Raw genomic sequence first — 12,971 nt, 5'->3', positions numbered from 1 at the left:
CCCGCAGTGGGGTGGCCGGGCTCGCCGCCACGTGTCGGGGCCTTGGGGCACCGGCGCGGCCCTGCCGGCCGTCAGTCCTCGGGCTCGGTGGCCCCCGGCGCGGCCAGGACCCGGCGGGCCGGAGTCTCGGCCCCCGGGGTCTTGGTCCCCGGAGTCGCCACCCCCGCCGTCGTGGCCCCCGCCCTGCAGAGAGGCGAGGAAGCCTGCGTTGAAGGCGTCCCCCGCACCGGTGAGGTCGACGACGACCTCGACCGGCTCGACCGGCACGGCGGCCACCAGGCGCCCACCGGTGAAGACCCGGGTGGCCCGGGCCCCGTTGCGCGCCAGGAGGGTGGCCCCGGGCAGGCGTGCCAGCAGCGGGCCGGGCTCCTCGCCGTCGGCCAGGCCCAGGGCGAGTGCCTCGTCCCGGTTGGCCGAGATGAACTCCGGGGCGATCGCCTCGAGATCGGTGGCGACGGCGCCCGCCCCCAGCTCCTCGATGAGGCCCACGCTGGACACGTCCAGGCTCACCCTGCCGCCGCGGGCGTGCACCTGCTCGGCGGCGTCGAGCACCGCCCGTCGGGCCGAGTCGGTGGACAGGGAGTAGGCCGTCAGGTGCAGCAGGTCGACGTCGTCGAGCAGGGCAGGGTCGACCGGCTCGAGCAGGCCGGAGGCACCGCGGGAGGGGAACATCGTGCGCTCGCCCTGCTGGTCGATCTGGAGGACGATCGTCCCGGTGGTCCCGCGGACCTGGTTGCGCACCTCAACGCCACGGCCCTCAAGGTCGCGGGTGAGGGCCAGCCCGGCCAGGTCGTCCCCGACGCAGCCGATGTAGCGCGTGGGCGTGCGCGGGCCCGCGAAGGCGGCGACGTTGGCCGCTGAGCCTCCGCGCCGGATGTGGATCTGCGAGCGGGTGTCGGTGGCCGGCCGGACCTCCTCGAGCTGCCAGACGACGACGTCCTGGACGATGTCCCCAATGACGGCGAGCATCACTGTTCTTCCCCGGCCGCCCCCGCTGCCTCTGCGGCCCGGGCGGCCAGGGCACCGGCGACCGCGGAGGCCAGGCGCACGTTGTTGCGGTACAGGGCGACGTTGGCGTCCAGGCTGCGCCCATCGGTGGCGCGGCGAATGTAGTCGAGGAGGTAGGGGGTCGTGGCCTGCCCGCTGATGCCGTCGCGCTCGGCGTCGGCCCAGGCCCGCTCGAGGATGGCGTCGAAGCCCTCGGTGTCGAGCTGCTCGTCGACGGGGACGGGGTTGGCCAAGTTGATGCCCGCCTCGATGCCCAGGGCGCGCTGGGTGAGCAGGAGGTCAGCGGCCTGCTCGGGGGTGTCGACGCGCTGGTTGACGGTGTAGCCCGAGTCGGCCACGTAGAAGCCGGGGTAGTTGTTCGTCCGGTAGCCGACCACCGGCACGCTCAGGGTCTCGAAGCGCTCGAGGGTCGCGCCGATGTCGAGGATGGCCTTGGCCCCCGAGGACACGAGGAGGAAGGAGGTCTTGGCCAGGGCCACGAGGTCGGCGGACTCGTCGAAGGTGGTCGAGGCGCCGTGGTGGACCCCGCCCAGGCCGCCGGTGGCGAAGACATCGATGCCCACCCGGTTGGCGAGGTAGGCGGTGGCGGCGATCGTCGTCCCGGCGCTCAGGGAGTGCACACGGGCGTAGGCCAGCTCGCGGATCGAGGCCTTGAGGAGTCCGTCGGAGCCGGCGAGCTCCTCGATCTCCGAAGGGCTCAGGCCCACGACCGCCTGCCCGCGATAGACGCCGATCGTGGCGGGCACGGCGCCGTTGTCGCGGGCGATGGCCTCCCCCTCGAGGGCGACCTCCAGGTTGCGCGGACGGGGCAGCCCGTGGGTGAAGATCGTTGACTCCAGGGCCACGACCGGGCGGCCATCGGCCAGCGCGGACCGGACCTCGTCGCTGACGCGGATGGGCTGGGTGACCATGGTGGTGCTCCTTCATGCTCGGCGGTGCTGTCGGTGGTGACGGTGTCGTCGGTGGTGACGGTATTGTCGGCGCCCAACATAGACGAGCCGCCCCTCCCCCGCGAGATCGGGACATATGGCACCTCGAGATCGGGACATACGGCAGCGCGGGACCTGGACCTGTCAGGCGGGGCCCACGGCACCGCCCTACTCCAGACGCTTGCGCACCAGGTCGCGTGGCAGCCGGGCAACCACTCGGGCAACGGCCAGTCCGAGGCCCACAATGATCACGATCGCCACGGCCAACATCCCCCATGTCGCCGGCGCTGTGCTCCAGGCGGCGAAACCGTCGGGGTAGATGCGTCGCCACCAGGCCATCACGTATGCGCCGACTGACCAGCCTGTCACCGCACCCAGGGGCACCCCCAGGCACAGGACGACCGCCGCGTGTGCCACCATGACGCGCCGTAGGAAGGGCGGCCGGGCACCCACAGCGTGCATTGTCACGAGGTCGGGCAGCATCTGGCTGCGCGCGAGAGCAAGACTGACCCCCAGCGCCGACAGCGCGAAGAGCGCTGCCACCACGAAGGCGACCACACCCAGCCGCCCACCCCACGGGTGGGCCTGTGCGTCCCGGCCGGCCGAGACCATGAGCAGGTCAGTTCGCTGCGTCAGGATGTCCGTGGCCCGTGACACCTCGGCGGGAGTCAGGTCTCGTGATGTCTCCAGGATCGCGCCGACGTAGACCGGCGCACCTCCGCCGACTCCCAGACCCGCCAGGGTCTGAGGCGTCATGACCAGTGAGGCGGCCAGACGCGGCAGGGCGTACCCGGCCACCTCGACAGTCCCCAAAGGCCCGTCGGCTCCAGCTACCGCCACCGTCACCATTCCGTCATCGCCGATCGTGGTGGCGTCGTTGACGACGACCCCACCCTCCTCGAGCATCTGCGCAGCCTGCTCGGCGCCCGGCACACCCGTGGCACGCATCGTCTCAGCACTCAGGACGAGTACGGTGTCGCCCAGCCACCATGGAAGCGCGTACCCCGCGGTGTAGCCACGGATCGAGTCGACACACACCGCCTCAGAACGGCCCAGCACCGAGCCGATGGACGGCGCCTTACCCTCCTCGCACTCTTTCCCGGGGGCGGGCAGCGCGTGCAGCAGGCGGCGGTCTTCGCCTCTCAGGTCCAGGGAGTAGACGGGATGGGTCCCTGTCACTGGGAGACCCGCACCGGCCAGCGCAGCGGCCTGGGAGCGCAGGAGCGCGGCGTCGATCTCGTCATTGACCGGGACCTCCACCCCGATGGCCAGATTGCCGGGTCCCACGAGGCTGGTCCGCGTGTCCTCCATGTGCTGCGCCCCTGCGGGCACAAGCACGCAGCCGGCGCTCAGGAACGCTACGACCACGGCCACCACCCCCACCACCGGGGCGGTTCGCGCCGGCCTGCGCCCGGCCTCCCGCAGGGCCAGGCGCAGGGCCATCGGCGCCCTGTGGGCCCACGAGGAGGCGGCCCGGACCAGAACCGGCACGGCAAGCAGCAGACCGACTGCTGCAGCCAGGACGGCGAGCGCCATCAGCACCATCACAGCGCCACCCGGTCCGGGCGTGCCTGAGGAGCCTCCCGCCTCCAGTGCCGCGATGGGCGCCCTCAGTGAGGCGAGCGCACAGCCCACGGCAGCTACTAGCGCGATGGCAGCACCCGCCCATCGACCTCGCGCCTTGACACGGCCGTCGAGGTTGGGCCGCTGCTTGAGGGAGGCTACAAGGTCGGTGCGAGACACACGGCGTGCAGCCGTGGCGGTGGCGAGCCAGCCGGCTCCTGCGCACAGGACCACGATGAGGATGGCCTGCCACGCAGGAGGAAGGATCGCGGGACGCCCGGGCATGGTGGCACGCAGTCCACCGACCCCCACCGCCACACCTGTGCCCCAGCCCAACAGGCTGCCGACCACTCCCGTCCCGACCCCTTGGAGGGTCAGGATGCGGCGCAGGTCACGAGGGCGGACACCGGTGGCGGCGGCCAGCGCCAGCGTGCGTCGCTGCTGGTCGACGGCGACGACAAGTGCCGGCGTGACCATCCCCAGCAGCAGGCTGATGGCGCCGGCCGCCGCACACATGACTATGACGACCTGGAGGGCCACGGCAGCGGGGTCAACGGCCACCGGGTAGAGCTCGGCGTCGGAGGGATAGTTGCTCAGCACCTCTCGGGAGACGACTACAGCCATCTGGGAGTTGAGGCGCTTGACCTGCTCCCAGGTCACCGCCTCGGGACCGGTGACCAGGAAGCGGGTGTCGACGCCCGCAGGGTCCGCCTGGGCGGTCGCTGCGACCCAGTCCGTACGCGCCCAGGCGGTGTCCTGGTCGGAGTCGACCACGCCGGAGACCCGGAATCCGCGCTGGCTGCCTGCGAGGAACTCGTTGATCCAACCCACGGTGGAGTACACCCCGGAGAAGGGCGGTGCGATGACGGTGATCTCGTCGCCGACGTCGGCGCCGGTGCGCTCGGCCACGGCACTGGTGATGACGATGTCGGCGTTGTCGGCCGGTGCGGCGCCGCGGAGGAGTCTGCCGCCTGCCGGGAGCAGGAGCTCAAGGGCGTCGGTGTCGGCCTCGGTGAGGGTCATGGTGGCGACACCGGTTGTCTCGACGCCGACGAGGCCGGCAGTGCCCGTGCCCGTGCCCGCGCCCGTGTCCGTGTCCACAGCGTCGATCCGCCCGGGCTCGGAGTCGATGCCTGTGGTTGCCAGCAGCGTGCCGGTGGTCCAGTACTGGTGGACCTCATCGGCGGCGGGCACAAGTCCGGCGACATCCTTGGCGTCCACCGGCACGACGTCGGGGTCGTCTATCCAGCCGACAAGCCCTTCCGGCCGTTGACTCAACGGTGAGCCTTCCGGGTGGACTGCTGTGCCAGTGACCACGGCCTGAGCGCCATGGGGAATGGACTCCAGGGCAGCCTGCCGGTCGGGCAGGTCCGAGCGTTGCGTCTCCATGGCGACCAGGAGGCCGCTGACGGCCGCCACCGGCAGGGCGATGAGGAGGATGGCGCTCATGGTGCGCAGACGGTGGCGAACGGCGTCACGGTGGGCCAGGCGGATGATCGGGCGCAAGGCGCTCAGACGGCGCCTCATCATCCCTGGGCCCTGTAGCCGCCCGGGGACGCCAGGAGCACCGCGGGGTCCTCGGCCGCTGATGCCCCGACCATGCGCCCATCGCGCAGGAAGACTGTCCGGTCGGCCCAGGCGGCGAAGCGGGGCTCATGGGTCACGAGCATGACGGCGGCGCCGTCGTCAGCCCGCTGACGCAGGACGGACATGACCTCGGATCCAGCGACCGAGTCGAGGGAGCCCGTGGGCTCGTCGGCCAGGAGGAGGCGGCGGGGTCCGATGAGGGCGCGGGCAATGGCGATCCGCTGGGCCTGCCCGCCGGAGACATCGTCGGGGAAGCGGTCGGCGAGGTCGGCGACGCCGACGCCGTCAAGGGCTTCCAGCGCCTGGGCGCGCGCGGTGGCGGTGGGTGCGCCGTCGAGCTCCAGAGGGAAGGCGACGTTCTCGACGGCGGTCAGGGATGGCAGAAGGTTGAAGTCCTGGAAGACGAAGCCGATGGACCGGCGCCGTAGGTCGGCTCGTTGGGTGGGGCTCAGGCCCGCGAGCTCTGAGCCCTCGACCAGGATCCGCCCGGAGGTGGGCGTGTCCAGGGCACCGGCGAGGTTGAGCAGCGTGGACTTGCCCGAGCCCGACGGTCCCATGACGGCGACGAACTCACCCGGGCGCAGGGCCAGGTCGATGTCCTGCAGGGCAGTGACAGCATGCGGGCCCTCACGGTGGATGCGGGTAATGGACTCCATGGTCAGGATGTGCCCGGCGGCGCTCATGCCAGGCTCCCGGCGGCGGGTTGCGCGGTAGCGTGACGATCGGCGACACGTCCCACGGCGGGAGCGGAGCCGTCCGCACCCACCGCGCGGTGGCGGGCTCGAGTCAGACGGCCCTCGACGTCATCGAGCCACGGCAGCTCTGCCTCCAGGGTGTAGACGTGGTGGTCCAAGATGAGGCAGGACACGAGGTCCTCGGTGGCGGCGCGGCGGGCCAGGGTGATCTCGTGCAGGGCGGCCTGGCCTGCTTGTCGCTGACATTGAATGAGGTCACACACCTTAACACCCGGCGCGGTGGCGGCCAGGGCGAGCTTGATGATGAGTTCGTCACGCCCGGGGTGGCGGCGCACGACAGGAGTCGACCACCAGCGTGCGAGCGAGTCTCGGCCGGCCTCGGTCAGTGACCAGGCGACGACCTCGGAGCCGCCGGAGGTCGACCCGGCTCGGGCAGGAGTACTGCCAGCAGGAGCGATGTCTTGCCGTGTGACGAGGCCGTCACGCTCCAGGCGCCCCAGTGTTGTGGAGACCTGGCCGATGTTGAGCGGCCAGGTCGAGCCGGTCGAGGCTTCGAAGTCCTTGCGGAGCTGGTAGGTGCCGGCATCACCCGCGGACAGCAAGGCGAGCAGGGCGTGCTTGATGGACATGAAGCCTCCCGAGCAACCGCTAACTACTTACCGGGTAATGGATACTCAGTATCCATTCCGTTGAGACGGCAGTCAAGCAACTGGGCGCTGCTGTCCGGTGGTGGGCGGCTGCCGTCGTCGGCTCGGTGACACCGGCCTTTAGCGGTGGGTAGCCACCGCATGGGCCCGGACCGTAATGCCGGGCTGGTTGATGGAGGCCACCGGCGTCACCGGCCTGCCCTGCGCTATGGGGGTCTTGCGGGCCGCCGGCTGCTGACTGGAGTGCTGGGTGTTTTTCGGACGGTGTGTTGTTGGTGTGTCAGGCCGCGTGCTTGTGGCCTAGGTGTATGAGGTCGTGACGTTGTTGACGGCGGCGGCGGCCAGGCGCACGGCCGCGTGGCTCGTGGCCGCCGGGGAGCCTGGCGATCATCCACTCCTGACTGGTCGGCCCCAACCACCGGAGTGCGCCCGGAGCCGAGCCGCTTCCTCACGCCGCCCGGTAGGTGAACGCCTCCCAGCCCAGGGCCTCGATCGCCTCGGCGAGGCGCGCGCACTCGGCGTCCCAGCCCGGGGCGGTCACCGGGAAGGCCCGGCTCGTCCCCTCGGCGCGCGCCTGCTGGAGGGCGAAGGCCCGCGCACCCGCGGCCTGCGCCCGGCGGGCGACCGCGAGCGCATCGGCCGCCGTGACGTCCCCGGGCACGACCGTCGTGCGCACCTCGAAGGCCGGCCCGCCGCGGGCCTGCGCGTCAACAAGGACACCCAGGGCCTGCCAGGCCTTGGCGCCACCGGGGGCGCCGACGACCGCCTCGTAGTGCTCGGGCAGCGCTTTGAGGTCGAGCCCCACCCAGTCGACCAGCCCGCGCCGGACCATGTCCCCCAGCCGCCCCGGGTAGCAGCCGGCCGTGTGCAGCCCGACGTCGAAGCCCATCTCCTTGACCTCGGCGGCGGCGTCGGCCAGGGCGTCTTGACGCAGCGCCTCCCCGCCGGTGAACACGACGCCGTCGAGCAGGCCCCGGCGGCGCGCCAGCAGGTCGCGCACCTCCCACCAGTCGACCAGGCCCGGCACCCGCGTGGGGATGAGCGCCCGGTTGTGGCAGTAGAAGCAGCTCCAGGGGCAGCCCTGGCAGAAGACACTGGCCGCGAGGCGATCCGGCCAGTCGACCGTCGACAGGGGGACGAGCCCGGCGATGACAAGGTCGTCGGCGGGACGGCTCAGCGGGCCCGCCACGTTGCGCCGCCCCGCACCACCGTCGTCGTGCCGGACCGCCATGGCCGCTCAGGCTCCGACCAGGCGGGAGACGACCGGGCCGTGGCTGGCAGCGGCGCCCTCGGTGAACATGGTCCGCTCGGCGTACTCCCCCTGCTTGCCAATGTTGAAGGAGCGCACCGGGCGGAAGTAGCCCATGACCCGCGTCCACACCTCGCACTCCACCGGCTCGGCCTGGGGGTGCAGCGCGGCGCACTTCTCGCAGGTCTCGTGCTCCCCGGGCAGGTAGCCGTGGGTGGGGCAGATGGAGAAGGTCGGCGTGATCGTGATGTAGGGGGTGCGGAAGGCGGTCAGGGACCGGCGCACGAGCTCCTTGCAGGCCGTGGCCGAGGAGACGCGCTCGTTCATGTACAGGTGGAGGACGGTGCCGCCGGTGTACTTGGTCTGGAGCTCCTCCTGCATCTCCTGAGCCAGGAAGGGGTCGGGGGTGTGGCCGACGGGCAGCTGGGAGGAGTTCGTGTAGTACGGGTTGGAGTCGGTGCCGGCCTGGATGATGCCGGGGAAGCGCTTGCGGTCCTCCTTGGCGAAGCGGTAGGTCGTGCCCTCGGCGGGTGTGGCCTCGAGGTTGTACAGGTGGCCGGTCTCCTCCTGGAAGCGCACCATCGTGTCGCGGACGTGGTCGAGGACCCTGGCGCACAGGTCGTGCCCGCGCGGGTCGGTCAGGTCGTAGGCGTCGGCGGTGAAGTTGCGGACCATCTCGTTCATGCCGTTGACGCCCAGGGTCGAGAAGTGGTTCTCCAGGGTGCCCAGCCAGCGCCGGGTGTAGGGGAACAGGCCGGCGTCGATGTGGTGCTGGATGACGGCGCGCTTGAGCTCCAGGGTCTCCTTGCCCAGCTCCAGGAGCGGGTCGAGGGCCTCAAGGAGACCGGTCTCGTCGCCGGTGTGCAGGTACCCCAGGCGCGCCATGTTGACGGTGACCACCCCGACCGATCCGGTCTGCTCGGCCGAGCCGAACAGGCCGTTGCCGCGCTTGAGGAGCTCGCGCAGGTCGAGCTGGAGGCGGCAGCACATCGAGCGGATCATGCCGGGGTCGAGCTCGGAGTTGATGAAGTTCTGGAAGTAGGGCAGGCCGTACTTCGCGGTCATGGCGAACAGGCGGTCGGCGCCCTCGGAGTCCCAGTCGAAGTCCTTGGTGATGTTGTAAGTCGGGATGGGGAAGGTGAAGACGCGTCCGTCGGCGTCACCGGCGGCCATCACCTCCATGAAGGCGCGGTTGATCAGCGCCATCTCCTCCTCGAGGTCCCCGTAGGTGAAGTCGCACAGCTCGTCGCCGATGAGGGGGTGCTCCTCGGCCAGGTCTGCCGGGCAGGTCCAGTCGAAGGTGAGGTTGGTGAAGGGTGTCTGGGTGCCCCAGCGGGAGGGGACGTTGAGGTTGAAGATGAGCTCCTGCATGCACTGGAGGACCTGCTCGTAGGTCATGGCGTCCAGCCGCACGAAGGGGGCCATGTAGGTGTCGAAGGAGGAGAAGGCCTGGGCGCCGGCCCACTCGTTCTGGAGGGTGCCCAGGAAGTTGACGATCTGGCCGACGGCGGAGGAGAAGTGCTTGGGCGGCCCCGAGGAGATCTTGCCGGGGATGCCGCCCAGGCCCTGCTGGAGGAGGTTCTTGAGCGACCAGCCGGCGCAGTACCCGGCGAACATGTCCAGGTCGTGGATGTGGATGTCGCCCTCGCGGTGGGCCTGCCCCGCGGCCTGCGGGTAGACCTGGCTGAGCCAGTAGTTGGCCACGACCTTCCCGGAGGTGTTGAGCATCATCCCGCCCAGGGAGTAGCCCTGGTTGGCGTTGGCGTTGACGCGCCAGTCGGAGCGGTCGAGGTACTCGGTGATCGTGGAGACGGCGTCGACCATGGGGCGCGAGCCGTGGGCGACGGCGGAGTCGGCCGATCCTCGGGCGATAAGCTCGGGGTGGGCGGCTGCGAGGTGGGTGGCGGTCGGTGCGGCATCAGGCGTGCGGTCGGACACGGCGGTCTCCGGTGGGTCGTGGGCGGTTGTCGGGGCGGCACCGCGTCCGGACCAGGGCTCGGGCGACGGCGCCGCGGCTGACACTACTCGATCAACACATGATCTTGGGGTATTTCTTCCAAAGCGCCCCCACATCTTGTGGTCTAGGCGACACCTGTCAAGGTCATAGGGACAGGTTTTCAGCGGGATGTCGTGGCTTGCTCGGGCCCTCGACGACGGCGCGGCACGCATTCGGTTGGCGGCCCGGCGTGTCCGGGTCGGCGTCCGGGCCCGGCGTCGCCGGGTCCCGGCGGCCCGGCGGCGCGGCGGCCCGACGAGAAATGCTCATATGACGCCGTGAGATCGGGACATGTGACCCCTCGAGATCGATAGATCTGGCACGGCCGGGAGCAGAAGCGCCCTGGGGCGGGTGCTTCGTGGCAGATCGGCTCGGGGCTCGGGGCAGCGTGGGGCTGGGTGGCCTTGACGTACTCGCGCGGCTGGGTGCGTCTTTTAGTGTGGTGTCACTTCCCGCAGGTCCCTCGTCGAGCCCGGCGGCCCAGATGGCCGGCGCCGGGCTCGGCCGCCCCGGACCGGGAGTCGTGCTCCACAGAGGACATGGGGTCTGGCGCCCAGGGACACATGTGGGGTAATGTTGGGGTGTCTGAGGAGCGGTATCGCACTTCAGGCGCGTCCCTGCTTCGCCCTGATCTCCGATGGCGGTGGTCCGATGTCCTGGTCCATGACGTGCAAGGCGAGTCCCCGGCGATGGGCGGGCGCGCTCGCGTGCGCGCTACTCGTGACGACGGCGGGGGTGACGGGCTGCGCGGACGACGGCGGCGGATCGGCAGCCGCCACCACGAAGGCGCGAACCGCCAGCGTCTCGGCGACGGCGACCTCCTCCGCCTCCGGAGCGACGACCCCGTCCAGCCAGCCATCGGGCACCGGCAGGCCCTCGTGGATGCCACCCCTGTCGGATGATGAGCAGGCCCTGCGCGACGCCGCGCTGGCCACCCCCGAGCCCGCCACAGTCGACGGGATGAACGAGCAGTCCCCCTACGGCGCCTCCCAGGCCGCCGGCTACTTCCTGCAACTGTATCCTTATGTTTTTGCTACCGGGGATCTGACGACCTGGGAGGAGATGAGCGAAGACGAGTGCGACTTCTGCAGTTCAGTTGCTGAGGGAGTCAGAGAAATCCACGACGACGAAGGATGGGTCGAGCCGTGGACGCCTGAGATCACGATAGTGTCCTATGGAACCGACCCCGCCGATCCAGAGCGATATGTCGTCCAGACACGGTTCTTCGCCCCTGCACACAAGTCGTACGACGGGATCCCCATCACCACATCGAATGTTGATGCACGCGACGTCAGCATCGATGTCCAACTTCGTTGGCAGGGCGATCACTGGGTCGTCGAGGGGGCGAAAGTCGAATGAGACACCCCAACCCCGCCGCAGTAGCGGCGTCCCTTATAGTTATTCTCTTGAGTAGTTCACCTTGGCAGGCGCCAGCTTTTGGCGCCTCATCGAATGAGGATATCACCGCATTTGGCTCTGACGACATCGTCACGTTGACAGAAACAAGATCCATCCCTGTCCCTGAACAAAGATCCGCTGATCCTGGTACGGGCGGCTCGGGCGATGCTGAGTCAGTGTCGTATCGGTCGGGCAGTGGGCTGTGTCGCGACGGCCAACTGCTGATGACCAGGCAGGTCGGCGCCGAAGGTCAGACGAGGATGTTCGCGACCTGCGTGGACGCTCCGGAGTCGCTGCCTGCCGATGTGCCGGTGACGATGACCGGGACGGACGTCGCCCGGCTGCTGGTCGACGGGTCGGGGGCCTGGCGCCAGCCGCCGGGGCCCGAGGCGCGGGTGGACAAGATCGTCATCGTCTATACCAGCCCCGAGCCGCGAACGCTGACCACAACGATTGCCGGCAGGGCGGTCACCGTGGAGGCCACCCCGGTCTCGTACCGGTGGCGGTGGGGCGACGGCACCGCCACGACGACCACTGACCCCGGCGCCCCCTACCCCAACCACACCGTGTACCACGATTACACCGGCACCCGGGAGGGCGTGATCATTTCGGTGACGACAACCTGGGAAGCGACGTTCACATCCGAGGGCGGCGAAACCCAGGAGGTCTCCGGCACGATCACGACGACGAGCAGCACCACACCCTTCGACCTCGTACGCACCGTCACCTACTTGACCGACGACGCCGAAGAGGCCAAGGAGCACTAACACGTGGGCGGGCGCGCTCGCGTGCGCGCTCCTCATGACGGCGGGGGTGACGGGCTGCGCGGACGACGGCGGTGGATCGGCAGCGTCGTCGAGGGGGTGGGAGTCGAATGAGGCACCCCGACCCCGCCGTGTCGATGGGAGCGCTGACCGCCCAGGCGCGGATACCGTACCTACGGAGCAGACGCGGGTCACGCCACGAACCGCCCGCCGAGCCCGCCCGCCGATCCCGCCCGACGAGACACAGCCCCGAGGAGGCCTGATGGAGTCCACGCACGTCCCGGTCGACGACTTCCTGGCGACCGTCCCCGCGCGTCGTGCCGCCGAGGCCCGCGAGCTGATCGCGCTCATGCGGGATATCACCGGCGACGAGCCCGTCATGTGGGGGCCGAGCATCATCGGTTTCGGCTCCGCGCCCTACCGGACCGCGGGCGGCACTGAGGGGGTCGTGCCCGCAGCAGCCTTCAGCCCGCGGAAGGCCGCTGTCACGGTGTACCTGTCGCCGGCGCTGCTTGCGGACACCCAGCTCATGGGCCGCCTCGGCCGGCACCGGGCCGGCAAGAGCTGCCTCTACCTGACGCACCTGACCGATGCGGACGAGCAGGTCCTGCGCGAGCTTGTCACGCGCTCGTTCTGGGAACACGTGCCCCCACCGCGGAACCGGCAAGGAGCGCTGGCCCGGACACACCTGCGCTGCGTGGCCGACTACCTGGCCTCTGTCCCCCTGGCGGCTCGACCCGGCCTCGACGCGCTCCGTGATCTCGTGCGACACGTCGCGCCCCACGCCGAGGAGGTCGTCAGTTACGGGATCATCGGCTACCGGATGCCGGGAGGAAGCAGGGCAGCCAAGGTGTTCGTGTGGGGATGGACCGACCACGTGGCGCTCTACCCCCTGCCGGCCGACGAGAACCTGCGCGCCGAACTGGCCCCATGGGCGCGCGGCAAGGGGACCTTGTGGTTCGGCCTCGACACCGAACTGCCGACGGCGCTGCTGAAGCGGGCGGTCGCCTCCCTGATGGGCGACGGGCAGCCGGGGAAGGACGGGTAGCCTCGGTGACGGCGCCCGAGCCGATGCGTGGGCACGCTCGAACTATCGCGGCAACGACCTATCGAAGTCATTGTCAGAAATGTCCAC

11 protein-coding genes are annotated in these 12,971 nt (G+C 70.3%); 3 read left to right on the top strand and 8 right to left on the bottom strand.

Annotated elements, in window-relative coordinates; genetic code table 11:
• From Q4C85_RS07590 to Q4C85_RS07555, 8 genes are all read right to left on the bottom strand, one after another.
• Window positions 1-969, bottom strand: a 969-nt coding sequence (locus Q4C85_RS07590; protein WP_303141029.1) for a carbohydrate kinase family protein, incomplete at its 3' end; no start/stop codon positions are given.
• Window positions 969-1,919, bottom strand: coding sequence for a pseudouridine-5'-phosphate glycosidase (locus Q4C85_RS07585; RefSeq protein WP_303141028.1), 951 nt, complete (start codon window positions 1,917-1,919; stop codon window positions 969-971). The genes Q4C85_RS07590 and Q4C85_RS07585, both read right to left, overlap by 1 nt.
• Before the next feature lie 186 nt (window positions 1,920-2,105).
• On the bottom strand, window positions 2,106-5,030 hold the full coding sequence (locus tag Q4C85_RS07580; protein WP_303141027.1) for an FtsX-like permease family protein: 2,925 nt from the start codon (window positions 5,028-5,030) through the stop codon (window positions 2,106-2,108).
• On the bottom strand, window positions 5,027-5,743 hold the full coding sequence (locus Q4C85_RS07575) for an ABC transporter ATP-binding protein (RefSeq protein ID WP_303141035.1): 717 nt from the start codon (window positions 5,741-5,743) through the stop codon (window positions 5,027-5,029). The genes Q4C85_RS07580 and Q4C85_RS07575 overlap by 4 nt, the downstream gene beginning before the upstream one ends.
• A gap of 23 nt (window positions 5,744-5,766) precedes the next feature.
• Window positions 5,767-6,411 carry a helix-turn-helix transcriptional regulator gene (locus Q4C85_RS07570; RefSeq protein ID WP_303141025.1) on the bottom strand — a complete coding sequence of 215 codons (645 nt, stop codon included), beginning with the start codon at window positions 6,409-6,411 and terminating at the stop codon, window positions 5,767-5,769.
• Between the two features lie 466 nt (window positions 6,412-6,877).
• The gene (locus tag Q4C85_RS07565) at window positions 6,878-7,660 is read right to left on the bottom strand and encodes an anaerobic ribonucleoside-triphosphate reductase activating protein (protein ID WP_303141023.1); all 783 of its coding nucleotides are present in this window, start codon (window positions 7,658-7,660) and stop codon (window positions 6,878-6,880) included.
• A gap of 6 nt (window positions 7,661-7,666) precedes the next feature.
• A complete protein-coding gene (locus Q4C85_RS07560; protein WP_303141034.1) occupies window positions 7,667-9,550 on the bottom strand; it encodes a ribonucleoside triphosphate reductase in 1,884 nt (627 codons plus the stop codon).
• Between the two features lie 729 nt (window positions 9,551-10,279).
• The gene (locus tag Q4C85_RS07555; protein ID WP_303141021.1) at window positions 10,280-10,540 is read right to left on the bottom strand and encodes a hypothetical protein; all 261 of its coding nucleotides are present in this window, start codon (window positions 10,538-10,540) and stop codon (window positions 10,280-10,282) included.
• Window positions 10,541-10,556: 16 nt separating this feature from the next.
• Here Q4C85_RS07555 and Q4C85_RS07550 point away from each other — a divergent pair, with 16 nt between their 5' ends.
• From Q4C85_RS07550 to Q4C85_RS07540, 3 genes are all read left to right on the top strand, one after another.
• The gene (locus Q4C85_RS07550) at window positions 10,557-11,033 is read left to right on the top strand and encodes a DUF6318 family protein (RefSeq protein WP_303141019.1); all 477 of its coding nucleotides are present in this window, start codon (window positions 10,557-10,559) and stop codon (window positions 11,031-11,033) included.
• A gap of 299 nt (window positions 11,034-11,332) precedes the next feature.
• Window positions 11,333-11,839: a hypothetical protein gene (locus tag Q4C85_RS07545; RefSeq protein ID WP_303141018.1), complete on the top strand. Its 507-nt coding sequence runs from the start codon at window positions 11,333-11,335 to the stop codon at window positions 11,837-11,839.
• A gap of 259 nt (window positions 11,840-12,098) precedes the next feature.
• Entirely contained in the window at window positions 12,099-12,884 is a 786-nt protein-coding gene (locus Q4C85_RS07540) for a DUF1801 domain-containing protein (protein ID WP_303141016.1), read from the top strand.
• Window positions 12,885-12,971: the final 87 nt, after the last annotated feature.

It is taken from the genome of Actinomyces sp. (assembly GCF_030524025.1).
Classification (GTDB): domain Bacteria; phylum Actinomycetota; class Actinomycetes; order Actinomycetales; family Actinomycetaceae; genus Actinomyces.
This window is presented reverse-complemented; position numbering and strand designations above follow the sequence as displayed.

Bases quoted from the DNA above. Each gene is read 5' to 3' on its own strand.
- Q4C85_RS07585 (WP_303141028.1), bottom strand. From the start codon at position 1,919: ATGGTCACCCAGCCCATCCGCGTCAGCGACGAGGTCCGGTCCGCGCTG.
- Q4C85_RS07580 (WP_303141027.1), bottom strand. From the start codon at position 5,030: ATGATGAGGCGCCGTCTGAGCGCCTTGCGCCCGATCATCCGCCTGGCC.
- Q4C85_RS07575 (WP_303141035.1), bottom strand. From the start codon at position 5,743: ATGGAGTCCATTACCCGCATCCACCGTGAGGGCCCGCATGCTGTCACT.
- Q4C85_RS07570 (WP_303141025.1), bottom strand. From the start codon at position 6,411: ATGTCCATCAAGCACGCCCTGCTCGCCTTGCTGTCCGCGGGTGATGCC.
- Q4C85_RS07565 (WP_303141023.1), bottom strand. From the start codon at position 7,660: ATGGCGGTCCGGCACGACGACGGTGGTGCGGGGCGGCGCAACGTGGCG.
- Q4C85_RS07550 (WP_303141019.1), top strand. From the start codon at position 10,557: ATGCCACCCCTGTCGGATGATGAGCAGGCCCTGCGCGACGCCGCGCTG.
- Q4C85_RS07545 (WP_303141018.1), top strand. From the start codon at position 11,333: ATGTTCGCGACCTGCGTGGACGCTCCGGAGTCGCTGCCTGCCGATGTG.
- Q4C85_RS07540 (WP_303141016.1), top strand. From the start codon at position 12,099: ATGGAGTCCACGCACGTCCCGGTCGACGACTTCCTGGCGACCGTCCCC.